25 protein-coding genes are annotated in these 24,965 nt (G+C 62.1%); 13 read left to right on the top strand and 12 right to left on the bottom strand.

The window, feature by feature from the left end; translation table 11 throughout:
* Positions 1 to 398 precede the first annotated feature (398 nt).
* Both rhtA and ACPZMI_RS17210 read left to right on the top strand, forming a co-directional pair.
* Positions 399 to 1,286, top strand: coding sequence for a threonine/homoserine exporter RhtA (rhtA, locus tag ACPZMI_RS17215; RefSeq protein WP_186666133.1), 888 nt, complete (start codon positions 399 to 401; stop codon positions 1,284 to 1,286).
* 184 nt (positions 1,287 to 1,470) lie between these two features.
* Positions 1,471 to 1,752 (top strand): hypothetical protein, encoded by a 282-nt coding sequence (locus ACPZMI_RS17210; protein WP_054894309.1) that lies wholly within the window; start codon positions 1,471 to 1,473, stop codon positions 1,750 to 1,752.
* Between the two features lie 46 nt (positions 1,753 to 1,798).
* On the opposite strand, the gene ACPZMI_RS17205 is transcribed toward ACPZMI_RS17210, so the two are convergent.
* Both ACPZMI_RS17205 and ACPZMI_RS17200 read right to left on the bottom strand, forming a co-directional pair.
* Positions 1,799 to 3,607 carry an aminopeptidase P family protein gene (locus ACPZMI_RS17205; RefSeq protein WP_186666135.1) on the bottom strand — a complete coding sequence of 603 codons (1,809 nt, stop codon included), beginning with the start codon at positions 3,605 to 3,607 and terminating at the stop codon, positions 1,799 to 1,801.
* A gap of 159 nt (positions 3,608 to 3,766) precedes the next feature.
* Positions 3,767 to 4,147 (bottom strand): antibiotic biosynthesis monooxygenase, encoded by a 381-nt coding sequence (locus ACPZMI_RS17200; RefSeq protein WP_186666137.1) that lies wholly within the window; start codon positions 4,145 to 4,147, stop codon positions 3,767 to 3,769.
* A gap of 87 nt (positions 4,148 to 4,234) precedes the next feature.
* Between ACPZMI_RS17200 and soxR the strand changes: the two genes are divergently transcribed.
* Positions 4,235 to 4,726, top strand: coding sequence for a redox-sensitive transcriptional activator SoxR (gene soxR, locus ACPZMI_RS17195; protein ID WP_186666139.1), 492 nt, complete (start codon positions 4,235 to 4,237; stop codon positions 4,724 to 4,726).
* Here soxR and ACPZMI_RS17190 read toward each other — a convergent pair.
* Positions 4,696 to 5,679 (bottom strand): GlxA family transcriptional regulator, encoded by a 984-nt coding sequence (locus ACPZMI_RS17190; protein ID WP_426352713.1) that lies wholly within the window; start codon positions 5,677 to 5,679, stop codon positions 4,696 to 4,698. The two genes, soxR and ACPZMI_RS17190, sit on opposite strands and share 31 nt — an antisense overlap.
* Positions 5,680 to 5,764: 85 nt before the next feature.
* On the opposite strand from ACPZMI_RS17190, the gene ACPZMI_RS17185 reads away from it, so the two are divergent.
* Positions 5,765 to 6,313, top strand: coding sequence for a cysteine hydrolase family protein (locus ACPZMI_RS17185; RefSeq protein WP_288375942.1), 549 nt, complete (start codon positions 5,765 to 5,767; stop codon positions 6,311 to 6,313).
* A 9-nt stretch (positions 6,314 to 6,322) separates the two neighbouring features.
* On the opposite strand, the gene ACPZMI_RS17180 is transcribed toward ACPZMI_RS17185, so the two are convergent.
* Complete coding sequence (locus ACPZMI_RS17180) at positions 6,323 to 6,886, bottom strand: helix-turn-helix domain-containing protein (protein ID WP_186666142.1); 564 nt, start codon at positions 6,884 to 6,886, stop codon at positions 6,323 to 6,325.
* A gap of 83 nt (positions 6,887 to 6,969) precedes the next feature.
* Here ACPZMI_RS17180 and ACPZMI_RS17175 point away from each other — a divergent pair, with 83 nt between their 5' ends.
* The 7 genes from ACPZMI_RS17175 to ACPZMI_RS17145 all read left to right on the top strand — a co-directional run bounded on the left by ACPZMI_RS17175 (position 6,970) and on the right by ACPZMI_RS17145 (position 14,122).
* Positions 6,970 to 7,920, top strand: a complete 951-nt coding sequence (locus tag ACPZMI_RS17175) for a DMT family transporter (protein WP_426352712.1) — start codon at positions 6,970 to 6,972, stop codon at positions 7,918 to 7,920.
* Positions 7,921 to 8,070: 150 nt separating this feature from the next.
* Entirely contained in the window at positions 8,071 to 10,983 is a 2,913-nt protein-coding gene (locus ACPZMI_RS17170) for a monovalent cation/H+ antiporter subunit A (RefSeq protein WP_411382907.1), read from the top strand.
* Entirely contained in the window at positions 10,983 to 11,327 is a 345-nt protein-coding gene (locus ACPZMI_RS17165; RefSeq protein ID WP_186666145.1) for a Na+/H+ antiporter subunit C, read from the top strand. Before ACPZMI_RS17170 ends, ACPZMI_RS17165 begins: the two co-directional genes overlap by 1 nt.
* Complete coding sequence (locus ACPZMI_RS17160; RefSeq protein ID WP_186666146.1) at positions 11,324 to 13,000, top strand: monovalent cation/H+ antiporter subunit D; 1,677 nt, start codon at positions 11,324 to 11,326, stop codon at positions 12,998 to 13,000. The genes ACPZMI_RS17165 and ACPZMI_RS17160 overlap by 4 nt, the downstream gene beginning before the upstream one ends.
* The gene (locus ACPZMI_RS17155) at positions 12,997 to 13,485 is read left to right on the top strand and encodes a Na+/H+ antiporter subunit E (protein ID WP_186708040.1); all 489 of its coding nucleotides are present in this window, start codon (positions 12,997 to 12,999) and stop codon (positions 13,483 to 13,485) included. Before ACPZMI_RS17160 ends, ACPZMI_RS17155 begins: the two co-directional genes overlap by 4 nt.
* Positions 13,482 to 13,760 (top strand): K+/H+ antiporter subunit F, encoded by a 279-nt coding sequence (locus ACPZMI_RS17150; RefSeq protein WP_054894322.1) that lies wholly within the window; start codon positions 13,482 to 13,484, stop codon positions 13,758 to 13,760. The genes ACPZMI_RS17155 and ACPZMI_RS17150 overlap by 4 nt, the downstream gene beginning before the upstream one ends.
* Positions 13,757 to 14,122, top strand: a complete 366-nt coding sequence (locus ACPZMI_RS17145) for a Na+/H+ antiporter subunit G (protein WP_186666148.1) — start codon at positions 13,757 to 13,759, stop codon at positions 14,120 to 14,122. The genes ACPZMI_RS17150 and ACPZMI_RS17145 overlap by 4 nt, the downstream gene beginning before the upstream one ends.
* 30 nt (positions 14,123 to 14,152) lie before the next feature.
* On the opposite strand, the gene ACPZMI_RS17140 is transcribed toward ACPZMI_RS17145, so the two are convergent.
* Positions 14,153 to 14,365 carry a hypothetical protein gene (locus tag ACPZMI_RS17140; protein WP_186666149.1) on the bottom strand — a complete coding sequence of 71 codons (213 nt, stop codon included), beginning with the start codon at positions 14,363 to 14,365 and terminating at the stop codon, positions 14,153 to 14,155.
* A complete protein-coding gene (locus ACPZMI_RS17135; protein WP_186666150.1) occupies positions 14,362 to 14,832 on the bottom strand; it encodes a hypothetical protein in 471 nt (156 codons plus the stop codon). The genes ACPZMI_RS17140 and ACPZMI_RS17135 overlap by 4 nt, the downstream gene beginning before the upstream one ends.
* A gap of 314 nt (positions 14,833 to 15,146) precedes the next feature.
* On the opposite strand from ACPZMI_RS17135, the gene ACPZMI_RS17130 reads away from it, so the two are divergent.
* Positions 15,147 to 15,344: a hypothetical protein gene (locus ACPZMI_RS17130; RefSeq protein WP_186666683.1), complete on the top strand. Its 198-nt coding sequence runs from the start codon at positions 15,147 to 15,149 to the stop codon at positions 15,342 to 15,344.
* Here the strand turns inward: ACPZMI_RS17130 and ACPZMI_RS17125 are convergent.
* Both ACPZMI_RS17125 and ACPZMI_RS17120 read right to left on the bottom strand, forming a co-directional pair.
* Positions 15,341 to 15,535: a hypothetical protein gene (locus ACPZMI_RS17125; protein ID WP_186666663.1), complete on the bottom strand. Its 195-nt coding sequence runs from the start codon at positions 15,533 to 15,535 to the stop codon at positions 15,341 to 15,343. The genes ACPZMI_RS17130 and ACPZMI_RS17125 overlap by 4 nt on opposite strands.
* A gap of 187 nt (positions 15,536 to 15,722) precedes the next feature.
* Positions 15,723 to 16,127, bottom strand: coding sequence for a TraR/DksA family transcriptional regulator (locus ACPZMI_RS17120; protein ID WP_186666151.1), 405 nt, complete (start codon positions 16,125 to 16,127; stop codon positions 15,723 to 15,725).
* A 371-nt stretch (positions 16,128 to 16,498) separates the two neighbouring features.
* Here ACPZMI_RS17120 and ACPZMI_RS17115 point away from each other — a divergent pair, with 371 nt between their 5' ends.
* Positions 16,499 to 21,028: a hypothetical protein gene (locus tag ACPZMI_RS17115; RefSeq protein ID WP_426352711.1), complete on the top strand. Its 4,530-nt coding sequence runs from the start codon at positions 16,499 to 16,501 to the stop codon at positions 21,026 to 21,028.
* Between the two features lie 36 nt (positions 21,029 to 21,064).
* On the opposite strand, the gene ACPZMI_RS17110 is transcribed toward ACPZMI_RS17115, so the two are convergent.
* The 4 genes from ACPZMI_RS17110 to ACPZMI_RS17095 are packed head-to-tail and all read right to left on the bottom strand — an operon-like array spanning position 21,065 to position 24,961.
* Positions 21,065 to 21,838 (bottom strand): enoyl-CoA hydratase, encoded by a 774-nt coding sequence (locus ACPZMI_RS17110; protein ID WP_186666154.1) that lies wholly within the window; start codon positions 21,836 to 21,838, stop codon positions 21,065 to 21,067.
* 13 nt (positions 21,839 to 21,851) lie between these two features.
* A complete protein-coding gene (locus ACPZMI_RS17105) occupies positions 21,852 to 22,979 on the bottom strand; it encodes an acyl-CoA dehydrogenase (RefSeq protein ID WP_186666155.1) in 1,128 nt (375 codons plus the stop codon).
* A gap of 8 nt (positions 22,980 to 22,987) precedes the next feature.
* A complete protein-coding gene (locus tag ACPZMI_RS17100) occupies positions 22,988 to 24,181 on the bottom strand; it encodes an acetyl-CoA C-acyltransferase (protein ID WP_186666156.1) in 1,194 nt (397 codons plus the stop codon).
* Positions 24,182 to 24,193: 12 nt separating this feature from the next.
* Positions 24,194 to 24,961, bottom strand: coding sequence for an SDR family NAD(P)-dependent oxidoreductase (locus ACPZMI_RS17095; protein WP_411382911.1), 768 nt, complete (start codon positions 24,959 to 24,961; stop codon positions 24,194 to 24,196).
* Positions 24,962 to 24,965 lie beyond the last annotated feature (4 nt).

Here is a 24,965-nt window from a genome sequence, read left to right as displayed (position 1 = left end):
CTGTCAAGCGTTTATTTTGAAGTTTTTCGCGAGAAACTCGTTTAGCTTCAAACACTTGACTCGCTGCGATCTCTCGTAGCGGGAGGCGAATCATACAGCACTCGAAGATGCTGTCAACTGCCTTTTTACCGCTGCCGATCAGATGATCGAAGCCCTTCACGCCGCATCGAACTCGCTTAACTCGTTGATTAACAAGGAGTTTTGCGCTCCGTTTGCTGCGGAAGTGGGGCGCATTATAAGGGGATCTGAGAGGCCGTCAACCTTTTATTTCACAAAATCTTAATCAGAATGAATGGCTTAGCCTGCGCATACCTCAAGAGCAGTTGCACCCGCCACCGGGATTTGCGCACTATATTGCGCAGATCACCCTTTCTTCTTATTAGGACAGTCTCCCCCAAATGAACACCCAGCCCCGCAGCCTGGCCGCTACGCTGTTCCCTATCGGCCTGCTGTTGATTGCCATGGCCTCCATCCAGTCCGGAGCATCACTGGCCAAGAGCATGTTTCCGGTTGTCGGCGCCCAGGGCACCACAACACTGCGCCTGATCTTTGCGAGCATCATCATGCTCGCGCTGCTGCGTCCGTGGCGCGCGAGGTTCAATGCCAGCACCCTGCGCAGCGTCATCATCTATGGGCTGGCCTTGGGCGGGATGAACTTCCTCTTCTATATGTCATTGCGCAGCGTTCCGCTAGGCATCGCCGTAGCACTGGAGTTTACCGGCCCGCTGGCAGTAGCGATCTTCGCTTCGCGCCGGGCCCTGGACTTTCTCTGGATCGCGCTCGCCATCGTCGGCCTGCTACTGCTCATCCCGACAGGCCAGACGGGAGCATCCCTCGACCTGACCGGCGCGGCCTACGCCTTGGGTGCCGGCGTCTGCTGGGCGCTCTACATTCTATATGGCCAGCGAGCCGGCGCGGAAAACGGCATTCAGACTGCGGCCCTGGGCGTATTGATCGCGGCGCTGTTCGTTGCTCCCATCGGCATCGCCCATGCCGGCAGCGCCTTGCTCACCCCTGCGCTGATTCCGGTCGCACTTGCGGTGGCAATCCTTTCTACCGCCCTGCCCTACAGCCTGGAAATGGTCGCACTGACGCGGATGCCCGCGCGAACCTTCGGCACACTGATGAGTATCGAGCCCGCATTCGGCGCACTGTCGGGGCTTTTGTTCCTTGGTGAAGTTCTCAGCCTGACCCAGTGGCTGGCGATCCTGGCAATCATTACTGCCTCGGTAGGGGCCACACTCTCGATGCGCAAGGAAAGCAGCCCTCCCGTAGCGGCTGACTGATTTGAGAAATACTTTCATTTGGAACAGCTTCAGCCTTGTACCTGTCTGCCAGGCTGTTTAAGCTGTCACGGCATCATCATCTTCAGACGATCTACTGAACCGGGCACGGAAGCAGGGGAATTTCAGGAAGAACGAGTCATCACTAGAAGGGCGGACACTACTCACCGCCCAGATAAGGACAGGAATGAAACGTATTTTTCTCATCCTGGCCATCTTGGCCATTGCTGGGTGTGCCGCTACAGCCAAGACCGAGGTGAAGCGGGGGAAGAAAGGCCTGCACATCAACTGCTCCGGCCTTTCATCATCCTGGGACAAGTGCTACGCCAATGCACAGGCGTCCTGCGGCAGCAAGGGGTACAAGGTGATCGCTCGCTCCAGCGACAGCGACGAAGAACCGGGCGACTACGTGTTCGGGATTAACCCCGCCGGCTACACCAGCCGAAGCATGATCGTCATCTGCAAATAAACGAAAGGGCAGCCTCAGGCTGCCCTTTCTCGTTCGAGTCGGTCGATCAGACCGGTTGCGTACGCAGTCTCAACCAAGTCAGTGCGTCGCCTTGCAACAGGGGCGCTAATCGCTCACGCACGGTCTCGTGATAACGGTTGAGCCATAGGCGCTCCGAAACATCGAGCAGCTCGGGCAGCAAGCACCGTGTGTCGATCGGGCAAAGCGTCAGGGTTTCAAAGGCCAGGAAGTCGCCAAAAGCGCTCCTGCCCGCCTCCCGATTGACTACGAGATTCTCGATTCGCACGCCCCAGGCTCCAGGTCTGTATGTGCCCGGCTCGATCGAACTGATCATCCCGACCTGCATGGCCGTCTGCGGCGTAGTTGCCGCCTGATAGGCAATGACCTGCGGCCCCTCGTGCACATTCATGAAGTAGCCCACGCCATGCCCGGTGCCATGGCCGTAGTCGACCTGATCGGCCCAGATCGGTGCCCGGGCGATGGCATCGAGCAACGGCGAAAGAATGCCCCGCGGGAAACTCGCCCGCGACAGCGCTATCACTCCCTTGAGCACCCGCGTGCAGTCATGTCTCTGCTCCAGGCTGGGTGTACCGATGGGCACCATCCGGGTAATGTCGGTGGTCCCGCCCAAGTACTGGCCGCCCGAGTCGATCAGCAGCAGGCCATTACCCTCGATCACCGCATGCGATTGCTCGGTGGCGCGGTAATGGGGCATGGCACCATTGGCATTGAACGCCGCGATGGTCGAGAAGCTCAGCGAGACGAAGTCAGGACGCCGTGCACGTGCCGCGCTCAGTTGCTCATCGACCGTCAGTTCGGTGATGGTCTCGCGCCCAAGGTTCGCCTCGAACCAGGCGAAGAACTCGCACAAGGCTGCACCGTCCTGCTCCATCACCTGGCGAATATGAACCAGATCCGCCTCGCTCTTGCGCGACTTGCTCAGCGTGGTCGGATTGATGCCCTCGACCAGCACGACTCGCTCGTCGAGATTGTCCAGCAGGCCATGGGTGACACGCGCCGGATCGACCAGCAGGCGAGTGCCGCCAACGAGACCCGCAAGTGCCTGACCAACTTCCGCGTAGTCACGCACCTGGATACCGTCGGCAGCCAGTACTTGACGCAGATGGCTATTGATCTTGTCCTGACCGACGAAGAGCGTGGCTTGATCACGACTAATCAGGGCGAAGGAAACGAACACCGGGTTGTACGAAACATCACTACCTCGAAGATTGAACAGCCAGGCGATGTCGTCCAGAGTAGCGATGAAATGCCAGTCAGCGCCCTTGCTGTCGAGGGCCTGACGCAGCTCAACGAGCTTCTGCGCGCGACTGGCCGTAGCCTGGGGAGGCAGGTGCTGATAGACGGGGTTGCCGGGCAAGGCCGGACGATCACTCCAGACCTCACCAAGCAGGTCCCGATCGGTCAACAGCCTCACATTGCGCGCGCTCAGGCGCTCTGCCAATTGACGGGAAGAGGCCAGCGCCATGACCGCACCATCAACTGCCACAGCACCGCCGCTGGCAACCTGCTCACCCAGCCAGTCCAATGCACCTGGCTGGCCCGGTAGCAGCTTCATCAGCTCGATGCCACTGCCCGCCAACTCCTTCTCTGCCTGCTCCCAATAGCGGCTATCGACCCACAACCCGGCGAACCCCGCGGCCACCACCAGCGTGCCGACCGAGCCCTGGAAGCCAGACAGCCATTGGCGCCCTTGCCAATGGCCGGGCAGATACTCGGACAAGTGTGGGTCGGCTGAGGGCACCAACAGGGCATCGATACCCTCCCTGACCATGACCTCGCGCACACGCGCCAGGCGTGCCGGTATGGATTTTTGAAGGGGGTTCAGACTGTTCATGCGCTCTCCTGCGATCACATCTTGGACGGTTCCAGATCGGGATAATGGAACACGCCGTCAGCGCCCGCAATCGGATCGTCCGCAACAGCCTTGCGATTGCCCGGACTGCCCCCTGCCAATCCCGCGAACAACAGGATTGGCCGGTAATGGCATGCAGTACTACGCCCCTTGATGAACCTGGGCCTCACCAACCTCGCAGTGCAAGCCGCCATCGAGGCCCCGCACCAGGCTACGCAGGGTCTGGTAGGCCGTGAAGTTGACGCCGCGCGCCTGGTGACGCTGCAACAGGTCGAGGAACGGCTCTTCGACGAAACAGGACGCGGCAGCCGCCCACTCCTGGCGCGATTGCCATTGCAGGTACTGCAGCACTCGGCTGCCATCGACACTGGCCTGAATGCTGACACCCAGCAGACCATCGCAACGGCTGGCGATCTCCTCGGCCCGCAGGACCAAAGCCTCGGCCAGGGCCTGTTGCCGAATCGCCGGCACTTCGTACTCGATCATCTGAGTAAACCATAGGGAATGGGGGGTGGCCGCCATGAACAGTCTCCTTGCTCGGGGTACTTGCAGCGTGATGGCGAGCAGGGTAAAACCTCGAGTTAAGTCAAGGTCAAGGAATATTTCGACATGCCCAGCCAGATTGTGGCGGCACCGGAGCGCCTGCTCAGCGTAGGCCAGTTGGCGGCGCGCAGCGGCGTCGCGGTGACCGCGCTGCACTTTTATGAAAGCAAGGGACTGATCCACAGCACGCGCAACAACGGCAACCAGCGCCGCTTCGAACGGGCCATGCTGCGCCGGGTAGCGGTGATCAAGATGGCGCAGCGCCTCGGGGTGCCGCTGGCACACGTCGCCGAGGCGCTCAATACACTGCCCAAAGGGCACACACCGACCGCCGAAGACTGGCAGCGGTTCTCCGCGCAATGGCGAGAAGACCTGACCCACCGCATCGAAGAACTGATGATGCTGCGCGACCAGCTGGATGGTTGTATCGGCTGCGGCTGTATGTCTTTGAAGGAATGTCCGCTGCGCAACCACCACGACCGTCTCGCCGAGCAAGGTCCTGGGCCTCACCCGCTAGGCGCGGACGCTCAGGCAACCACAGCGAAACGTCGCCGGTAGTCACTGGGTGTAAGGCCAGTGATGCGCTGGAACACCTTACGGAAGGCACCGGGGTCCTGGTAGCCCACGCCCCAGGCAATCTGGTCGACGCTGCGCCGGGTGAACTCCAGCAGGCGGCAGGCACGCCCTACCCGGACCTGCTGGCAGTATTGCGTAGGACGCAGCCCAGTCGCCGCGCGAAAGCGTCGCAGAAATGTACGCTCTTCAAGCCCGGCACATCCGGCCATGCTTGCCAGATTGGCTTCTTGCGCGCCACTCCCCTGCAGCCAGTGCTGCACCTTCAGCACGGCTTCATCGCCGTGATCCAGCCTCGGCGCGAACAACGCACCGGGCAGCGGGGTCGGTACCGGATCGACCGCCAGGTAGCGGGCGGTCTCGCGCGCCAGAGTCGCACCAAGGAAACGCTCCAGCAGGCGCAGCCCAAGTTCGGTCCAGGCCATCAGGCCGGCCGACGTCATGATGTCACCGTCGTCCAGTACCGATACGCTGGCGTCGGCACGTACTTGGGGATAGCGCTCGGCCAAGGTCTGGGCGTAGTTCCAGTGGGTGCTCGCCGAGCGCCCGTCCAGCAGGCCACTGGCCGCGATGAAGAACACGCCGATACACACCGACGCGAGCACCGTGCCGCGTGCATGCCATTGGCACAAGTGCGCGCGGTGCCGCTCGAGCAGCGCAGATGCAGGTGCCGGACCAAGACTGGGCGGCACTACCAACACCTTGAGATCATGGGGCACGCCCGGCAGGCTGTCGTAAACCTCGCAGAGTTCGCCGGCCTGATCCAGTTGCCAGTGGCTGACGCGGATCCGCAGCTGCTCCCCACCACCGAGTTCGCAGGCGACCCGACTGGCGACCGTGAACAGATCCGTCAATCCATGCACGGCGGCACGTTGCGCCTCGGGATAGACCAGCACGCCGATTTCCAGGCCTACGCCGATGTCAGTTTTTGCCTTCATTGTGTCGATCGCGCCAATCCTCATGTAGTTCGTTCAAGCCTATAACTATCGTCACACCACGACCACGCCCAAGGAGGCACGCGACATGAACAAACAGGCCCTGATTCTCATCGATATCCAGAACGATTACTTCCCCGGTGGCAAATGGACTCTCGATGGCGCCGACGCGGCGGCCGACAACGCTGCCCGCCTGCTCGCCGCTGCCCGCAAGCGCGGCGACCTGGTCGTGCATGTGCGTCACGAGTTCGAATCAGCCGATGCGCCGTTCTTCGCCCCCGGCTCGCCAGGCGCCGAGATCCACGCCAAGGTGCTGCCGGTCAGCAACGAGCCGGTGGTACTCAAGCATCAGGTCAACGCGTTTCGCGACACCGAGCTCAAATCGCTGCTCGACAAGCATGAGGTGAAAGCACTGACCATCGTCGGCGCCATGAGCCACATGTGCATCGATTCGGCCACCCGCGCTGCCGCAGACTTCGGCTACCAGGTCTCGGTGGCGCACGACGCCTGCGCTACGCTGGCCCTGGAGTTCAATGGACAGACGGTGCCCGCATCGCATGTGCACGACTCAGCCATGGCAGCGCTGGCCTTCGCCTTTGCCACTGTCGAAAGTACCGACACGCTGCTGGCCAGGTAGGCGGGGGATTCAGATCACCACATTACGCACGAAGCGCGTGGGCTGGTCGCCGTCGTTGCGGTAGGCATAGCGGCAGTCGCTGGGGAAGATGTGGAACTCCCCAGCGCGCAGGTGCAGTTCACCCCCTTCGATCAACAGCGTCAGGCAGCCCTCGGCCACATAGATCTGCTCGCTCCAACCCTCGGCGTCAGCCTCACTGGCATAGTGCTCGCCCGGTGCCAGGGTCCATTCCCAGAGCTCGACCTCGCGCCGCGCCGGGCTGCTACCCAGCAGCACTGCGCGGCTATCAGGCTGCTCGCCGGCCCAGGCCAGCTCGTTGATGCGTGCAGGATCGCGCTGCTCGGGCGCCTGGATCAGCGTACTGAACGCCACCCCCAGCGCTTCGGCGATCAGGTCGAGGGTGGTGAGGCTGACGTTCTTCTCGCCCGCCTCGATGGCGACCAGCATGCGCCGACTCACACCAGAGTGTTCGGCCAGAGCAGTCTGGCTAAGCCCTTTGTCGTTACGCAAGCGGCGAATGTTCTGACTGACGTGCTGCAGCACCGAAGCACGGTGCGAAGAATCTTTGTGCACTATATTGCTCACTGGTAGGGATTGCGCAGTATACTGCCCACTTTGCGGCGATTGTGCGCCGCCCCTTCCGAGTGCGCAAGACCATGACCCAAACCACCAGCAGCCAACGGCCGTCCGTATCCTTTCGCCTGAGCAAAGCCGAATGGGTGCTGGTGTTCATCACCATGCTCTGGGGCGGCACCTTCCTGATCGTGCACAACGTCATGGCCGTGAGCGGACCGATGTTCTTCGTCGGCCTGCGCTTTGCGGCAGCGGCATTTTTCGTCGGGTTGGTATCGGCGAGAGCGCTCTCGGGCCTGACGTTCACCGAGTTGAAAGCTGGCGTGGTGATCGGTGTATCGATCATGCTCGGCTATGGCTTGCAGACCATGGGCCTGCAAACCATCAGTAGCAGCCAATCGGCCTTCATCACGGCACTCTACGTGCCTTTTGTGCCGCTGCTGCAGTGGTTGGTGCTGGGGCGTCGGCCCGGCCTGATGCCAAGCATCGGCATTTGCCTGGCCTTCGTCGGACTGATGCTGCTGGCCGGCCCTGAGGGCGGTGCGCTGCATTTCAGCGAAGGCGAAATCGTGACCCTGGTCAGCGCCGTGGCCATCGCCGGCGAGATCATCCTGATCAGTCGTTATGCCGGCAAGGTCGACGTGCGCCGGGTCACCGTGGTGCAACTGGCAACTGCCTCGGCGCTATCATTCCTGATGATCTTTCCGACCCAGGAACGCATTCCGGACTTTTCCTGGCTGCTGTTGGCCAGTGCCCTTGGCCTGGGTGCCATGAGCGCGGTAATCCAGGTAGCGATGAACTGGGCGCAGAAATCCGTCTCGCCAACCCGCGCCACACTGATCTATGCCGGCGAACCCGTCTGGGCCGGCATCGTTGGCCGTATCGCAGGGGACCGCTTGCCAGGTGTGGCGCTTATTGGTGGCCTGCTGATCGTGATCGCCGTAGTCGTCAGCGAACTGAAGATTCGCCGCGATCGCGATCCCCTTCCAGAGCCGCAAGGCCTGACGCCAAGCGAAAGCGAGACAGGGCGTTGAACTCCTGATCAGCGGCTATGCTCTGAAAAAAACTGTTATAAAAAAACAGCTTGTCACAGCGCTTTTGTAGGATTCTGCCACAGCTTGCGTGTTGGTGATCACCAGCGTGGCACGTATGATCCATGGCAAACCTCTGTAGATTAGAACGCTATGTCTTTGATAGTGCTATTGCTTCTGCCCTTCATCGGCAGTTGCCTGGCAGCCGTGCTGCCGCACAATGCGCGTAATGCCGAGTCCATTCTCGCCGGGCTCGTGGCCTTGGTCGGCACTGTCCAGGTAGCGCTGCTGTACCCGCAGATCGCCCATGGCGGCGTGATCCGCGAAGAATTCCTCTGGCTGCCCAGCCTCGGGCTCAACCTCGTGCTGCGCATGGATGGCTTCGCCTGGCTGTTCTCGCTGCTAGTGCTGGGTATCGGTACGCTGGTGTCGCTGTATGCGCGCTACTATATGTCGCCCCAAGACCCCGTGCCCCGATTCTTCGCCTTCTTCCTGGCCTTCATGGGCGCAATGCTCGGGCTGGTGATTTCCGGCAACCTGATTCAGCTGGTGTTCTTCTGGGAGCTGACCAGCCTGTTCTCCTTCCTCCTCATCGGCTACTGGCACCACCGCAGCGATGCCCGCCGCGGTGCCTACATGGCGCTGATGGTCACAGGCGCAGGTGGCTTGTGCCTGCTGGTCGGCGCCTTGCTGCTCGGCCATGTGGTCGGCAGCTATGACCTGGACAAGGTCCTGGCCGCTGGCGAAACCGTCCGCCAGCACGCGCTCTATCCTGTGTTGCTACCGCTGATCCTGATCGGTGCCCTGAGCAAGAGTGCGCAATTTCCCTTCCAGTTCTGGCTACCGCATGCCATGGCTGCTCCCACGCCAGTCTCGGCCTATCTGCATTCGGCGACCATGGTCAAGGCCGGGGTATTCCTGCTGGCACGCCTATGGCCAACGCTGTCGGGCACCGAGGAGTGGTTCTGGATCGTCGGCGGGGCAGGCGCCTGTACCCTCCTGCTCGGCGCCTTCGCGGCGATGTTCCAGAATGACCTCAAGGGCTTGCTGGCCTATTCGACCATCAGCCACCTGGGCCTGATCACCCTGTTGCTTGGCCTGAACAGCCCGCTTGCAGCAGTTGCGGCGGTGTTCCACATTCTCAACCACGCCACGTTCAAGGCCTCGCTGTTCATGGCCGCCGGCATTATCGACCATGAAAGTGGCACCCGCGACATCCGCCGTCTCAGCGGACTGATACGCCTGGTGCCCTATACCGCCACCCTGGCCATGGTCGCCAGTGCCTCCATGGCCGGCGTGCCTCTGATGAACGGCTTCCTTTCCAAGGAAATGTTCTTCGCCGAAACCGTATTCATTACTTCCAGTGCCTGGGTCGAGGCCGCCTTGCCGGTGATCGCCACCCTCGCAGGCACGTTCAGTGTTGCCTACGCCCTACGCTTTACGGTCGACGTATTCTTCGGTCCGACCGCCCAGGACCTTCCGCATACACCGCACGAACCACCACGCTGGATGCGCGCTCCGGTCGAGTTGCTGGTCCTGACCTGCCTTGTAGTTGGCATCTTCCCTGCCCAGTCGGTCGGCCCGCTGCTGGCTGCCGCAGCGTTGCCGGTGGTAGGCGGCACCCTGCCAGAATACAGCCTGGCCATCTGGCACGGCTGGAACGCGCCTTTGATCATGAGCCTGATCGCCATGTGCGGCGGCGTAGTGCTCTACCTGTTACTGCGCAAACAATTGCGCCTGGGCCGCTTCCCCTACCCGCCGCTGATCGAACGCTTCAATGGCAAGCGGCTGTTCGAGCATGGACTGGTACGCTTGATGCTGCTGGCCCGGCACCTAGAAGGGCTGTTGACCAGCCGCCGCCTGCAGACCCAGTTGTTCATGCTGGTCGTTGCCGCCTTCCTCGCCGGGCTGACGCCCATGCTGTACAGCGGCATCAGTTGGGGGGACCGCCCCAAGATCCCCGGGTCCGGTGTATTCGTCGCCATGTGGCTGATAGCAATTGCCTGCGCCATCGGCGCAGCCTGGCAGGCCAAGTACCACCGTCTGGCGGCGCTGATCATGGTCAGCGTCTGCGGCTTGATGACCTGCATCACCTTCGTCTGGTTCTCTGCTCCTGACCTTGCACTCACGCAGCTGGTGGTCGAAGTCGTCACCACGGTGCTGATCCTGCTGGGCCTGCGCTGGCTGCCGCGCCGAATCGAAGGTGTCTCGCCCCTGCCTGGTAGCCAGGAGCGTGCACGCCTGCGACGCCTGCGCGACCTGCTACTTGCAGTGCTGGTCGGCGGCGGTATGGCGCTGCTGTCGTACGCCATGCTGACGCGCCCCACGCCCAACGACATCTCATCGTTCTACCTGAGCCGCGCACTCCCCGAAGGCGGCGGCACCAACGTGGTCAATGTGATGTTGGTGGACTTCCGCGGCTTCGATACCTTGGGTGAAATCACTGTGCTGGTCGCAGTGGCGCTAACGGTCTTCGCCCTGCTGCGCCGCTTCCGCCCGCCGAAAGAAAGCATGCAGTTGCCGACACAGCAGCGCCAACTGGCGCCGGACGTGATCACCGACCTGGTCAACCCACGGCATGTGACCGACACCGCACTGGGTTTCATGATGGTGCCTGCGGTGCTGGTACGTCTGCTGCTGCCGATCGCCCTGCTGGTCTCGATGTACCTGTTCATGCGTGGCCACAACCAACCAGGCGGCGGCTTCGTCGCCGGGCTGGTGATGTCGGTGGCGTTCATCCTGCAGTACATGGTCGCGGGCACCCAGTGGGTCGAGGCTCAGATGAGCCTACGGCCGCTGCGCTGGATGGGCACCGGATTGCTGTGCGCCACGCTCACCGGCGCGGGTGCCATGTTGCTGGGTTATCCGTTCCTCACCACCCACACTGCGCACCTGCATCTGCCGTTGCTCGGTGACATCCATGTCGCCAGCGCCTTGTTCTTCGATATCGGCGTGTACACCGTGGTTGTCGGCTCCACGCTCTTGATCCTGACCGCCCTGGCACACCAATCGGTACGTGCCTATCGCCCAGGCCATCCTAAATCCAGCCAGACAGGAGCCGCCTGATGGAAGAAGTCATCGCAGTCGCCATCGGCGTACTGGCCGCCTCCGGAGTCTGGCTGGTACTGCGCCCACGGACCTACCAGGTCATCATGGGCCTGTGCCTGCTCTCCTACGGCGTCAATTTGTTCATCTTCAGCATGGGTAGCCTGTTCATCGGCAAGGAGCCGATCATCAAGGACGGCGTCCCACAGGACCTGCTGAACTACACCGACCCGCTACCGCAGGCACTGGTGTTGACTGCCATCGTCATCAGCTTCGCCATGACTGCCCTGTTCCTGGTGGTCCTGCTGGCCTCGCGTGGCCTGACCGGCACCGACCATGTCGATGGCCGGGAGCGTGAGGAATGAGCTGGATGAATCAACTGATTGTCGCCCCGATCCTGCTACCACTGGTAACTGCTGCGATCATGCTGCTGATCGGCGAAAAGCACCGCCAGTTCAAGGCGCGCCTGAACCTGCTGTCGAGCCTGATCGGTTTGGGTATCGCCGTGACGCTGCTGATGTGGGTACGCGGCCAGGGCCAGGCCGAGTCCATCGGCGTCTACCTGCCCGGCAACTGGCCGGCGCCGTTCGGTATCGTGCTGGTACTCGATCACCTGTCCGCACTGCTGCTTACCCTGACCGGAGTCATCGGCGTCAGCGCCCTGCTGTTCGCCCGTGCCCGCTGGGACGGTGCCGGCGCCAGCTTCCACGCACTGTTCCAGATTCAGCTGATGGGCCTTTACGGCGCGTTCCTGACCGCCGATCTCTTCAACCTGTTCGTGTTCTTCGAGGTACTGCTGGCGGCGTCCTACGGTCTGTTGCTGCACGGTTCGGGACGCGCGCGGGTCAGGGCCGGGCTGCACTACATCGCCATCAACCTGTTCGCCTCGTCGCTGTTTCTGGTCGGCGCGGCCATGCTCTATGGCGTGACGGGCACACTGAACATGGCCGACCTGGCACTTAAGATCCCGCTGGTTGCAGAAGCCGATCGCGGCTTGCTGCACGCCGGAGCGGCGATCCTGGCCATGGCATTCCTGGTCAAGGCCGGTGTCTGGCCGCTGAACTTCTGGCTGGTGCCTGCCTACTCTTCGGCCAGCGCACCGGTCGCTGCACTGTTCGCCATCATGACCAAGGTCGGCCTGTACGCAGTGCTGCGTCTGTGGACGTTACTGTTCTCGGGCCAGGCAGGCGCCTCGGCGAATTTCGGTGGGGAATGGCTGGTGTATGGCGGCCTCGTCACCCTCGCGGTGGCTGCCGTCTCGATCCTCGCCGCCCAGCGCCTGGAGCGTCTCGCCGCGCTGAGCATCCTGGTCTCGGCTGGCACGTTGCTGGCCTCGGTCGGTTTTGGTCAGGCGGCCCTCACCGGCGCGGCACTGTTCTACCTCACCAGTTCCACCCTGGCCTTGTGCGCCTTGTTCCTGCTGGCCGAATTGATCGAGCGCTCGCGCTCGGCCAACGAAGCGCCCCTGGACGACGAAGAGGACGCCATCCCGCCGCCGCTCGAGTCCCTGCACCCACCCAAGGGCATCAACCTCGACGACGAGCAGAAGGCAGTGATCGGTCAGATCATTCCCTGGACCATGGCCTTCCTAGGCTTGAGCTTCATCGCCTGCGCACTGCTGATCATTGGCATGCCGCCGCTGTCCGGCTTCATCGGCAAGCTCAACCTGATCAGCGCACTGTTCAACCCGCAAGGCCTGGGCATGCCACCCGAGCAGCCCCTGTCAGCGGCGGGTTGGTGCCTGGTAGCCCTGTTGCTGCTATCGGGCATGGCATCGCTGATCGCCTTCGGCCGCGTGGGCATCCAGCGCTTCTGGAAACCGGAGGAGCGGCCATCGCCATTGCTGCGCCGCTATGAATGCGTACCGATCGTGCTACTGCTGGGGTTGTGCATTGCCCTCAGCATCCAGGCCGAGCCGCTGCTGCGCTACACCCAGGACACCGCCGCTGGCCTGCAGGCACCCGACGCCTATATCCAAGCGGTGATGTCCACCCGCCCCGTGCCTGGGCCGACCACCATGACGCAGGTACAACCATGAACCGGCTGTTCCCCGCCCCGCTACTGTCACTGGCGCTGTTCGTGCTGTGGCTGGTGCTGAACCTTTCCGTCAGCCCTGGCAATCTGCTGCTTGGCGCCGCCCTCGGCATCCTTGCACCCGTGCTGATGGCGCCATTGCGCCCGCAACACGCCCATATCCGCCGCCCGCTGGTGATTGCACGCTTGATCGGCCGTGTGGGCCTGGATGTGATCCTCTCCAACCTGCAGGTTGCCCGAGGCGTGCTGCGAGCCAGCAGCCATCCACCACGTTCTGCCTTCGTGCACATCCCCCTGTCGCTGCGCGACGCCCATGGCCTGGCCGCCCTGTCGATGATCACCACAGTGGTGCCCGGCACGGTCTGGTCAGAGCTGGCCCTGGATCGCAGCATCCTGTTGCTGCATGTGTTCGACCTGGACGACGAAGCCGCCTTCATCGAACACTTCAAGCACACCTACGAACGCCCGCTGATGGAGATCTTCGAATGACTGGCCTGCTCGCCAACGCCATTCTCGCCAGCCTGTTCATCTTCATCATCGCCATGGCCCTGGCGCTGGTCAGGGTGTTCCGCGGCCCTTCGGCGCAGGACCGGGTCCTGGCGCTGGACTACCTGTACATCCTGGCCATGCTGATGATGCTGGTACTGGGCATCCGCTATGCCAGTGATACCTACTTCGAAGGCGCGATGCTGATCGCCCTGTTCGGTTTCGTCGGCTCCTTTGCCCTGGCCAAGTTCCTGCTGCGCGGAGAGGTGATCGAATGATCCAGACTGTCGAACTACCGTTCTGGCTGGAGCTTGCCACGGCCGTACTGCTGCTTACAGGCAGCCTGTTCGCTTTGGTCGGTGCAATCGGACTGGTGCGCCTGAAGGATTACTTCCAACGCATGCATCCCCCGGCACTGGCCTCGACCATAGGCGCCTGGTGCGTCAGCCTCGCCTCAATCCTGTACTTTTCCGGTCTCAAGCAGGGGCCGGTGCTGCATGCCTGGCTGATACCGATCCTGCTGTCGATTACCGTGCCGGTGACTACGCTGTTGCTCGCGCGGGCCGCCCTGTTCCGCAAACGCATGTCTGGAGAGCAGGTGCCGGATGAGGTCAGCAGCGGTGGCGACCGGGGCAACTGAGCGCCAGTCGGATCTGAATGGTCAACGCTGTCAGTGCTGGGTCAGGCGCTGCAGCTCGCGCCGCACCATGGCCACATAAGGAGGCGGGCCGAGCCGATAGAGCTCACCCGCTACCCAGGCCAGCCAGCCTTCTTTCAACTGTGCTCGATGGGCGATCAAGCGCTCGGCGTCCCGAATGGCTTGCGCCTTGTGACGCTGGTGAAACTCGGCGCGCCCCGCAGGCAACGCATCGTCGCCACTCATTCACTGGCCTTGAAAGTGGTCAGCTCGCCCTTGCGCCATTTGGCGACCTTGCCGGTCACCGCCTTGAGCAGTTTGCCCAGGCCTTCCGCCACCTGGGACTGGGCAGCGAACACAAGCATCACGCCCTGCCCGTCCCGGAAGACAATGCCGTCGCCCTCGGGCACCGAGACGAACGCATAGTCACCCACCCCATATACATTGAACTTGATCTCGCGAAAACGCAGCTCGAGCTTGCCACCTTCGCGGCTGGGCAGGACGGCGGCACGGAAGTGATCCCCGACCTTCAGTTCCAGACGTTGCTTGTCATCGACAACCATCGCGTTGTCGGTATCGATCTCGGCCATGTAAAGGCCATCGGGGTTCTGCTCGGTGACGTAGATGAAACGGCCCTGAAAGAGCTTGACCAACTTGGCCCGCAAGTCGCCCAAAGCGAACAGGGCGTGGGTATCCAGAGTACTGACTGCCAATGAAGTGATCCTCGAACCGGTTGTTTCCCGCCGCCACACGAAGTCGTGAAGGCGTGACGCGGCGGCCATTTCAAAGTGATGTCTGAAAGGTTAGTGACACAATGCTTGAAGCGTCTGCGGGGCTCATCGATACGGCAAGTAGGATTTTTTACACTCGCACGCCAACAAAACCCCTGGAGAACACTCGGCATAGATCCCGCATGGGGAACAGTTTTGTCTGACAACAATGCCGCCAGAAAAGATGCAATAGATAAAGCCAGGCCCCTCGGCAGAATGGGTCCGATATTCGTCCATGCATTTACAGGGGAAAGAATATGCACGAAAACACCGAAATCCGTCGAGAGGTCTCGAACATTTCTTACATCCGACCTCTACGCAACGTCGCACGTTTCGTGGTAATTCCCGCCGGCGTCGCGTTCTTCCACATCACCGAGCGTACCACTGGCCGGGTCATGGGGTTTCGCCGCAGCCACCTGGCAGCCTGCGAGCTGGCGCGAAGCCTGGACCGCTAAGCCGCATATCCCTTCGCCAGTTGCTGCAACCAGGCGGCCTGGCACTCCAACGCTTCAGCCCGGCTGGCAAAGGCAGTACCACGACGCTCGCCATCGACCAACACCACCCAGCACGCCCGTTGCCCTCGGGCCCGCAGCATCGCAGGTACGCCGGAACCTATCATCACTGCCACATTGACCCGGGATTGCATCATTTCTCTCCACTTAATTAGCAAGCTAACTACATGGGTAGAATACGATCCTCCAAAGCCGAGAAAAAGCACTCGCCCGTAGAGCTGTATTGCATCAATCGCAACAAATCGACATGTTTTCAGCCCCTACGGAAACGCGAAAGGCCCCGCGGATTGCTCCGCAGGGCCTTGCGCCGAGTGTGTCCGTTCAGATCTGCCGCTGGTGGCGGTCGAGCTGCTCGTGACGCTCCTGGGCTTCGATGCAGTATTTGGTGGTCGGGCTGATCAGCAAGCGTTGCAGCCCAATCGGCTCGCCGCTGTCATCGCACCAGCCAAAGCTCTCGTCAGCAATACGGCCCAGGGCCATCTCCAGCTGCGGCAGCAGGCGCTGATCGCGCTCGATGGCATTGACCAGCCAATGACGCTCTTCTTCGACCGAGGCCACGTCGGCCGGATCAGAAGGCGTGTCCAAGCTTTCGATGGTGGCGCGGCTCAGCTCGATGCGCTCATGGGTCTCGACTTTCATCGCTTGCAGCAGCGCGCTAAAGAACCCGAGCTGATCGGCATTCATGTAGTCATCGGCCGACATGGCCAGCAACTGTTCCTTGGTCATCGATTTCTCTATGAAAAAATGTGCATTTGGGCGATTCGGGTGCCACCGGCGATGGCTCGCAGGCAACGGAATTCTTCAAGCGCCAACCGGCACTCTTTTACAGGGGGCGGCAGTCTAAGGTGCGCGGCCCCGTGGGGCAACAGAAATGACAGAGGAATCTGCCGAATCGGACGGATTACCCCAGGATCATACCCGGGGGTGGGCACCAGCACGGATGGCAACGCACGCCCCGATAATATGCAACAACAGCGCCATGCTGTCAGCCTGCAGCTGCAACGCCGAACGCCCCGCTCCAGGTAGTGACAAGCTACCTCTACCCCACCTGTCGACGATGATCATCTGGGGTTCCCCTTCATAAAGGAACCTCGGCCATGAGCCTTTCTAGCCCCCACCCACAGGTCGGTGACCTGGATTGCGAGATTGCCAAGCACTTCCAGACAAGACCCTCGCTTCAGGATGTAGCCAGTCGTATGCTCAAGCAGCAATGGCTGGCCTGCAAACTGGATCCCTCACTCGATCCTGCGACCTTGTCCATTCGCAGCACAGGCAAGGCCGGTACAGCCCCCTACCAGCACTCCCTGACCAGCATGCTGATACAGCGCCACATCCTCAAGACGACCCTCAACCTCACACCACTGCAAGACACACTGGTCCAAACTCAGCCAGGCCTTGACGACAAGACACTGGAAACCCCACTGCACCCGATCGAGGCCCTGATCAACGAAACCGCACCGTTTCTACTAAAGGAATATCGCCAGGCGCTGACTGACTATTGGGTGGATGCAGACAAACATGACGGCAAGTCGCCCTGGCAATGGTGCAGCCAATACCTGCGTGAGCGCTACAAAAAAGCACTGGACGAGCACCGCAAGGAGCAGTGGATGGACGACAGGACGCTGGCGGTTGCCCAACAACTGCTGGACGGCACCTCGGATACTCAGGATCCCGTTCTGCACAACGTGCGCCTGGATATGCTGGACAATTGGCAACTCGACCCGGACCTTGCCAGTGCCTTGTTGATCGAAAGCCCGGCCTCTGAAGATAAAGAGGCGGTCACCTTGCTGTTCACCACCAGTGGTCGATTACTGCAGTATCAAAGCCGTAACGCAATGCTGGCCCGGGCCAGGCGGCGTCTACCCGCCGTATTACCGCCTGCACTAAAAATGATGCGCCTGATCGGAATCCCCGGTCGACCGTTCGACAACCAGGCCAGCGGCCTGTTACAGCAACAGTTGCATGGCTCACTCACTGTCACTTCGATACCCGACCGACTTCAACGCCCCAACGAACTCGCACTGGCGCTCGACCGCATCACCTCGATGCTGAGCCTGTGCGGTATCGACGACACTGCAGCCCATGACCGCCTGGCCGCGGAGTTGCCGGTGTGGTTACGCAACGCACAACCGGAGCAACTGCAGCGCTATGCCCTGGTACTGACCGATATCGCACAGACCTACGAAGGCGCCGGCAGGAAGGGCTGGCTGGACGGTATTCTCGACGCACAGGCATTTGCCTATGCCAAGCTTTACCAATACATCCTGAAAAACCATCCCGATTTCGACCTTGACCTCAAGCAACTGCGCGTCGCGAACCATCAGGTCACTGCCGTCGCAATACCCGGGGCAGGTTCCCTGGTAACCAGTGGCAGCATTCACGTCGAACGATTCGATCTCGCGCAATTGGCCATTGCCAACCTGGGCCTGCTGCAACCTGGCAACGTGGTGGTCGAATCCATCGATGGCAGTGACGTGCCGGCATGGTTCGACGAATCCTACCTACGCGCACTGATCACCCAGGCGGACATCGCAAAGCACTACCCGCAAATGCTGCGCGCCAAGTTGCTCGAGGACCCGCAAGCCGCACAGCGTCGCACAGCGCTGCTGCGCAAACAGTTGCGCAGCCAGTTGCCGCTGCTGGTCACGGACCTGAACCTGCGCGGCCTGACCTCGGGCCCCGACCTCTCCAGAGAGATCGCCGAAGTGTTTGCCACCCCGCCGACCCAGTCGGCTCAGTGGTACCTTCGACCCTTCGCGTTACTGTCGAGCCTCGATGCCAGCCCTGATCCAGTGAGCAATACATGGCTGATCGAGCAGAATGCCTACAATGGGGGCGCATGCCTGCTCTATCGCCCGCTGCTGGCCACCCCCCTGTCGTACTTCCAGGACCGCATGGCGCTGTTCGAGGCGCTCGCCACACCTGGCGACCTGCAGGACGACATCCTGCAACGGCTCCCGGAACAGGCGCGCAAGGTATACGCCTACGGCGGTTTTCGCGAACCGCACCTGTTTCATCCAGGAGAGGACGATTGGGCGGTGCCGTTCGGCAAGCCCGCCCCTGCGTCGCTGTCGATCGAACCACCCTGCCCAGACCCCGCATCAGCGCTGTACAAGGCCTGCGTAGAGGAAACCATTGCGCAATTCAGCAGCCATGCGCAAAGCAGCGAACAGGCACGTTGGGCACGCTGGCAGACACTGGGTTGGCTGCTGCTCAATACGGTACTGCCTTTCGCGCCCGAATCCGTGGCTACTGCGGGCTGGATCGTGCAGATGGAAACCACTTTCCTCCAGGCAACCAGCGACCGGCCACAGGACACCAGTGACCGTGCCGCCAGCCTGGTGGAACTGTTGCTGAACCTCGCCACACTGCTGTTCGCCCATGCTCGTCGAAGGATCGACCTACAACGACCGCTGGAGCCCCCTATCGTCGACCCGCTGGCCACGCCCAACCGCGATCAGTTGCCGACGCTGGTAAACGGGAGCGCCGATCCTCTGGCCGATTTCTCCTGGAGCAATCCTTTGTTCAAGCTCGACAGTGCCCAGCGTCAGTCGCTGCTGGCGCTGCGGGCGCCCTATGAGATCGACGAACTGGGGCCTCCGATACCTCAGGGTGCATTGCAGGGCCTGTTCCTGCATGACGCACGCACCTGGGTCTCACTCGGCGGCAGTGTCTACGAGGTACAACTGGATCCTGTCGCACAGCGTCAGCGCATCATCGACACCGCCAACCCGGACAAGCTGGGCCCCTGGATTCGCCGCGAGGAGGATGGCCGCTGGGGATTGGACCTGCGTCTGCACCTCAAGGGTGGCATGCCCCTGGGCAAGCGAATCACACAGCTCAGGGCCGAAAACGCAAAGGCCCTGGCAACGCTGAACGCGACAATCATCGAGGAACGCGCGCAATCTCAAAGCCGTCAGCAGATGCTGGTCGATGCAGTGAAGGAAGTCGGGGGCAAGGAGGATGAAGCGTCGTTGCATAAGTACCTGGGGACCGCCAAGGAATGCTCGACGTTCTGGGAGCAACACCTGGAGCACCTCAGACAACGCAACGAGCGCGCAGTACTGGAGAAGTACAAGATCCGCCGAGCGTTTGCCCTCAGCCAGCATGTGCGCTGCGAACAGGAGGTCTTCCGTGCACTGAATCGCTTGCATGAACCACTACGCGCTCGAATGCTCGAAATGTACGGTCGGCAGAACAGTGGCCATGAGATAACCCCTGCAGAGGCCACCACCCTCACCGAATGCATCGAGAAGATACTGTTGCTGCTGGACCAGATGGTAGAGCACGGCTCCCTGCTCACCGAGCAAAGAGCACAACTCGAAAAGCTGCGCAGCGAACACCAGCCCGAGATCAGCAGCTACATCGAGGTGGTGGACCAAGGTGGCATCAAGCCCCCCTCGAACCTGGTGCTGCGCTGGATGCGCATCGAAGCCTGCACCAACCGCATGACCATGCTCCAGCAACTGGATGAGGACGGCTCCTTCTGGATGAAGCGCGCCTGGAACAACCTGCAGATGAGCATCACCCAGCACCTGCAACTGGCCAGGTTGAAGAGCCCGGGAGAGGAAGTTACCGCCCGGGTCCTGCACAGCATCAGCGGCCAGCTCAGAACGGCTCGACGACAACTGAACAATCTGATCAGCCATATGGACCCAGAGCGCAGCCATGATGAATTGAAGCGCATGGAACAGGATTTCGACGCGTTCACGAACGACGTGGCCAAGGAGGCCGACGAGCTCCCTGAGTTCATCCCGGTCAGCACGGTCCAGCAACTGCGAGCGCAACTGCCCGGGCTGATCGAGACACAGGAGCATGGCATCCTGCTAGGTACAGTACGTGAAGGCAATCCGAACATCGTCGACATCCCCACCCCCGCAAGTGAGACACCCTCTCGCAGCTACACACTCCAGGACGATCGCTGGGTCGAGCTCGAAGTAGCAGCGCCCGAGGCAGCACCTGTTCCGGCACAACCGCCCAAGCTCAAGCGCCTGCTCAAGAACGGCAAGTCGTGCATGGCTGCGGCACGCAAGGAGCTGGTACACCTCGGCAAGTCATACTCGAACGACTACCTGCCGGTAGAGATAGAGGAAATTCTCACGGACCATCGCGCCAGCCTCGACAGCGCCCGCGAGGCCATAGAACGCCGTCTCACTGCGGACAATGCCACCGATGAGGCCAGCGCAGACAGTGACGCGGCGATCGTCATCAAGGAGATCGAGGACCTTGCGGCACAGCTCACGACCGAAAGCCTCAGGCTGCGTACCAAAGCGGCACTCAAGCAAAAACCGCGCATGGGTGAGCTGCAATTCCTGATCAAGCAGAACCAGGTGACGATCAGTCCTGTTGGCACGCGCAAAGCCCTGACCAAGGTCAAGGGCAGGCCTGCTGATTTCCTCGACGAATATGTCGTGCAGCACGACGAGCAGGCGATCTGGTACGCCCACTTTCACTATCGCTCGAAAACCGCCGCCAAGGTGGATTTCGTTGCCGGCCATCTGAAGCTGGCCAGTCAACGCTTTGCCCAGGGCAAGACGGTCACCAGCCCGCAGACGCTGAATCAGGAAGAGGTGTACCGCAGCCCGATCTCGTTGGCCGACGCGAAACAATACTTCTTCACGGACTGAAACAGCGGGGCAGCGCCCTGGCGCTGCCCCTCGACCTCAACAGTCCTTGAACTGCGCCTCGCGCTTGGCGATGAACGCTGCCATACCTTCCTTCTGATCTTCCGTGGAAAACGCCGCGTGGAACACGCGACGTTCGAAACGCACACCCTCGCTCAGGCTCACCTCGAAAGCACGATTGACGCTTTCCTTGACCATCATGCTCACCGGGATCGACTTGCTGGCGATGGTCGCCGCCACCTTCAGCGCCTCTTCCAGCAGCTCGGCCTGGGGCACCACGCGCGCCACCAGCCCTGCCCGCTCGGCCTCCTCTGCGCCCATCAGACGGCCAGTCAGGCACAGCTCCATGGCCTTGGCCTTGCCCACGGCGCGGGTCAGGCGCTGGGTTCCGCCCATGCCCGGCAGCACGCCGAGGTTGATCTCCGGCTGGCCAAACTTGGCGTTGTCCCCGGCGAGAATGAAGTCGCACATCATCGCCAGTTCGCAGCCACCGCCCAGGGCAAAACCCGACACCGCGGCGATGATCGGTTTGCGCCGATTGGCGATGCGGTCGGCGTCGCTGAACAGGTCGTCGACATAGATCTGCGGGTACTTGAGCTCGGCCATCTCCTTGATGTCGGCGCCCGCGGCGAAGGCCTTGGCAGAACCGGTCAGGACCACGCAACCGATGTTCGGATCACGCTCGAGCTGATCCAGGGCTTGGTTGATCTCGGCCACGATCTGCGCGTTCAGGGCATTGAGCGCCTGGGGACGGTTGAGGGTGATCAGGCCGACCTTGCCGTGGATGTCCAGCAGGATTGTTTCGAATGCCATGCAAGCTGCTCCTTCAAAGATTGCGCGCAATGACCATGCGCTGAATGTCACTGGTGCCTTCGTAGATCTGGCAAACCCGCACATCGCGATAGATGCGCTCCAGCGGGAAGTCCTTCAGATAGCCATATCCGCCGAGCGTCTGCAAGGCATCCGAACAGACCTTTTCGGCCATTTCCGAGGCGAAAAGCTTGGCCATCGACGCTTCCACCAATGCCGGGCGCCCGGCATCGCGCAGGGCTGCCGCATGCAGCACCATTTGCCTGGCCACGGCGATGCGCGTGGCCATGTCGGCCAGACGGAAGGCCACGGCCTGGTGCTCGACCAGTACCTTGCCGAAGCTCTGGCGCTCCTTGGCGTAGTCACGCGCGACCTCGAACGCCGCACGGGCCATGCCGACGGCCTGCGAAGCGATGCCGATACGTCCGCCCTCGAGGTTGGCCAAAGCGATCTTGTAGCCCTGCCCCTCTTCACCCAGGCGATTGGCCACCGGTACCCGCACATCATCGAAGACGATCTGGCAGGTGTCGGAGGCGTGCTGGCCGAGTTTTTCTTCAACCCGCACCACCTGATAGCCCGGCGTGTCGGTGGGCACGATGAACGCACTGATCCCGCGCTTGCCCGCCTCGGGATCGGTGACCGCGAAGACGATCACCACCCCGGCGTTCTGGCCGGAAGTGATGAACTGCTTGCTGCCATTGAGCACGTAGTGATCGCCCTCCAGGCGCGCACGCGTCTTCAGGCTGCTGGCATCGGAGCCCGCCTGGGGCTCGGTGAGGGCGAAGGCACCGAGCATCGCGCCGCTGGCCAACGGCACCAGGTAACGTTGCTTCTGCGCTTCGGTGCCGAACTTCAGGATCGGCACGCAACCCACCGAGTTGTGTACGCTCATGATGGTCGAGCAGGCCCCGTCGCCGGCGGCGATCTCTTCCAGGGCCATGGCGTAGGCAACATAGCCGGTGTCGCTGCCGCCATACTGCTCCGGCACCAGCATCCCGAACAGGCCAAGGCCGGCCATCTCATCGATGGCCTCGCGCGGGAAGCGATGCGCCTTGTCCCATTGCTCGGCAAACGGCTTGAGGCGCTCCTGGGCGAAGTCCTTCACCGCATCGGCGATCTGTTGTTGCTCGTCAGTTACCAGCATGGCTCACCTCAGTACAGGCATTCGACCGCGATCGCCGTGGCTTCGCCGCCGCCGATGCAGATGGCCGCGATACCGCGGCGCAGGTTGTTCTGGCGCAGGGCCGACAGCAGCGTCACCAGGATGCGCGCGCCGGAGGCGCCGATCGGGTGGCCCAGGGCACAGGCGCCGCCATGGATGTTGACCTTGTCGTGGGGCAGGTCAAAGTGCTTCATCGCGGCCAGGGTGACCACGGCAAAGGCTTCGTTGATCTCGAACAGGTCCACATCCGCCAGGCTCCAGCCAGTGCGTTTGACCAGCTTGTCGATGGCGCCGATCGGCGCGGTCGGGAACAGCGCAGGCGTATCGGCGAAGGCTGCGTGACCGTGGATCACCGCCAGCGGCTTGAGGCCACGCTTGTCGGCTTCACTGCGGCGCATGAGTACCAGGGCCGCGGCGCCGTCGGAGATGGAGCTGGAGTTGGCAGCGGTCACCGTGCCCCCCTCGCGGAAGGCCGGCTTGAGCTGGGGAATCTTGTCCAGACGGGCCTTGGGCGGCTGTTCGTCGTCCTTGATAACCCGTTTCTCCTTGCCCTCGGTGACCTCAACCGGCACGATCTCGGCGCTGAAGCGGCCATTCTTGATCGCGTCCTGGGCGCGGGTCAGCGAGGCAATGGCGAAGTTATCCTGGGCCTCGCGACTGAAGGCGCCGGCCTGGGCGCAATCTTCGGCGAAGGTGCCCATCAGGCGGCCTTTGTCGTAGGCATCCTCGAGGCCGTCCATGAACATGTGGTCGATGATCCTGCCATGGCCCATGCGATAGCCACCGCGAGCCTTGTCCAGCAGGTACGGGGCGTTGGTCATGCTTTCCATGCCACCTGCCACCACCACATCGGCACTGCCGGCCAGCAGCAGGTCATGGGCCATGATCGCCGCCTGCATGCCGGAACCGCACATCTTGTTCAGGGTGGTGCAGGTGGTGTGCTTGTCCAGGCCTGCACCCAGCGCCGCCTGACGCGCCGGTGCCTGGCCGAGTCCGGCGGGCAACACGCAACCGAACAGCACCTGCTCGACACTGCCGGCATCGAGGCCGGCCCGCTCGACTGCAGCACGGATCGCCACGCTGCCCAGTTGCGGTGCGGTGAGGCTTTTCAGGTCGCCCTGCAGGCCACCCATGGGCGTGCGCACGGCACTGACGATGACAATCGGATCGTTGGCGAGGGTCATGGGTATTTCTCCTTACTTGGCAGCCATGCGCAGTGCGCCGTCGAGGCGAATCACCTCGCCGTTGAGCATGCTGTTCTCGATGATGTGGCGGGCCAGCGCGGCGTACTCCTGCGGGCGCCCAAGGCGTGGTGGGAAGGGAACGCCTGCGGCGAGCGAGTCACGCACCTCCTGGGTCATGCCCGCCATCATCGGTGTTTCGAAGATGCCGGGGGCGATGGTCATCACGCGGATACCGAAGCGCGCCAGTTCACGGGCGGTCGGCAGTGTCAGGCTGGCAATCGCGCCCTTGGAGGCGGCATAGGCCGCCTGGCCGATCTGCCCGTCATAGGCGGCGATGGAGGCGGTATTGATGATCACGCCCCGCTCCCCCCCCTCGTCCGCAGGCCCTTCAGCCATGGCCGCAGCGGCCAGGCGCAGCATGTTGAAGCTGCCGACCAGGTTGACGTTGATCACCTTGGCAAAGCTTGCGAGGCCATGCGGTCCCTGTTTGCCCAAGACCTTTTCGGCGCCGACGATACCGGCGCAGTTGACCAGCCCGTGCAGGCCGCCGAAGGCGTTGACGGCAGCCTCGACCGCCACCTGGGCGGCCTGCTCGTTGCTGATGTCGGCCACTGCGAAACGGGCGTTGTCACCCAGCTCCCGCGCCTTGGCTTCGACCGCCTCGGCGTTGAGGTCGACCAGCATCACACGGGCGCCGGCCTCGACCAGCATGTGTGCGGTAGCGGCGCCCAGCCCAGAGGCGGCGCCGGTGACGATGAAACTTTTGCGTTGAACGTTCATGGAG

The sequence above is a fragment of the Pseudomonas wayambapalatensis genome, from assembly GCF_049942315.1.
Lineage (GTDB): Bacteria > Pseudomonadota > Gammaproteobacteria > Pseudomonadales > Pseudomonadaceae > Aquipseudomonas > Aquipseudomonas wayambapalatensis.
This window is presented reverse-complemented; position numbering and strand designations above follow the sequence as displayed.

Coding starts and splice junctions, on each gene's coding strand:
- ACPZMI_RS17100 (WP_186666156.1), bottom strand. CDS start 24,181: ATGACCCTCGCCAACGATCCGATTGTCATCGTCAGTGCCGTGCGCACG.
- ACPZMI_RS17205 (WP_186666135.1), bottom strand. CDS start 3,607: ATGAACAGTCTGAACCCCCTTCAAAAATCCATACCGGCACGCCTGGCG.
- ACPZMI_RS17200 (WP_186666137.1), bottom strand. CDS start 4,147: ATGGCGGCCACCCCCCATTCCCTATGGTTTACTCAGATGATCGAGTAC.
- ACPZMI_RS17155 (WP_186708040.1), top strand. CDS start 12,997: ATGAACCGGCTGTTCCCCGCCCCGCTACTGTCACTGGCGCTGTTCGTG.
- ACPZMI_RS17170 (WP_411382907.1), top strand. CDS start 8,071: ATGTCTTTGATAGTGCTATTGCTTCTGCCCTTCATCGGCAGTTGCCTG.
- ACPZMI_RS17120 (WP_186666151.1), bottom strand. CDS start 16,127: ATGACCAAGGAACAGTTGCTGGCCATGTCGGCCGATGACTACATGAAT.
- ACPZMI_RS17095 (WP_411382911.1), bottom strand. CDS start 24,961: ATGAACGTTCAACGCAAAAGTTTCATCGTCACCGGCGCCGCCTCTGGG.
- ACPZMI_RS17105 (WP_186666155.1), bottom strand. CDS start 22,979: ATGCTGGTAACTGACGAGCAACAACAGATCGCCGATGCGGTGAAGGAC.
- ACPZMI_RS17190 (WP_426352713.1), bottom strand. CDS start 5,679: ATGAAGGCAAAAACTGACATCGGCGTAGGCCTGGAAATCGGCGTGCTG.
- ACPZMI_RS17130 (WP_186666683.1), top strand. CDS start 15,147: ATGCACGAAAACACCGAAATCCGTCGAGAGGTCTCGAACATTTCTTAC.
- ACPZMI_RS17110 (WP_186666154.1), bottom strand. CDS start 21,838: ATGGCATTCGAAACAATCCTGCTGGACATCCACGGCAAGGTCGGCCTG.
- ACPZMI_RS17150 (WP_054894322.1), top strand. CDS start 13,482: ATGACTGGCCTGCTCGCCAACGCCATTCTCGCCAGCCTGTTCATCTTC.
- ACPZMI_RS17175 (WP_426352712.1), top strand. CDS start 6,970: ATGACCCAAACCACCAGCAGCCAACGGCCGTCCGTATCCTTTCGCCTG.
- ACPZMI_RS17140 (WP_186666149.1), bottom strand. CDS start 14,365: ATGAGTGGCGACGATGCGTTGCCTGCGGGGCGCGCCGAGTTTCACCAG.
- ACPZMI_RS17145 (WP_186666148.1), top strand. CDS start 13,757: ATGATCCAGACTGTCGAACTACCGTTCTGGCTGGAGCTTGCCACGGCC.
- soxR (WP_186666139.1), top strand. CDS start 4,235: ATGCCCAGCCAGATTGTGGCGGCACCGGAGCGCCTGCTCAGCGTAGGC.
- ACPZMI_RS17115 (WP_426352711.1), top strand. CDS start 16,499: ATGAGCCTTTCTAGCCCCCACCCACAGGTCGGTGACCTGGATTGCGAG.
- rhtA (WP_186666133.1), top strand. CDS start 399: ATGAACACCCAGCCCCGCAGCCTGGCCGCTACGCTGTTCCCTATCGGC.
- ACPZMI_RS17210 (WP_054894309.1), top strand. CDS start 1,471: ATGAAACGTATTTTTCTCATCCTGGCCATCTTGGCCATTGCTGGGTGT.
- ACPZMI_RS17160 (WP_186666146.1), top strand. CDS start 11,324: ATGAGCTGGATGAATCAACTGATTGTCGCCCCGATCCTGCTACCACTG.
- ACPZMI_RS17185 (WP_288375942.1), top strand. CDS start 5,765: ATGAACAAACAGGCCCTGATTCTCATCGATATCCAGAACGATTACTTC.
- ACPZMI_RS17125 (WP_186666663.1), bottom strand. CDS start 15,535: ATGCAATCCCGGGTCAATGTGGCAGTGATGATAGGTTCCGGCGTACCT.
- ACPZMI_RS17165 (WP_186666145.1), top strand. CDS start 10,983: ATGGAAGAAGTCATCGCAGTCGCCATCGGCGTACTGGCCGCCTCCGGA.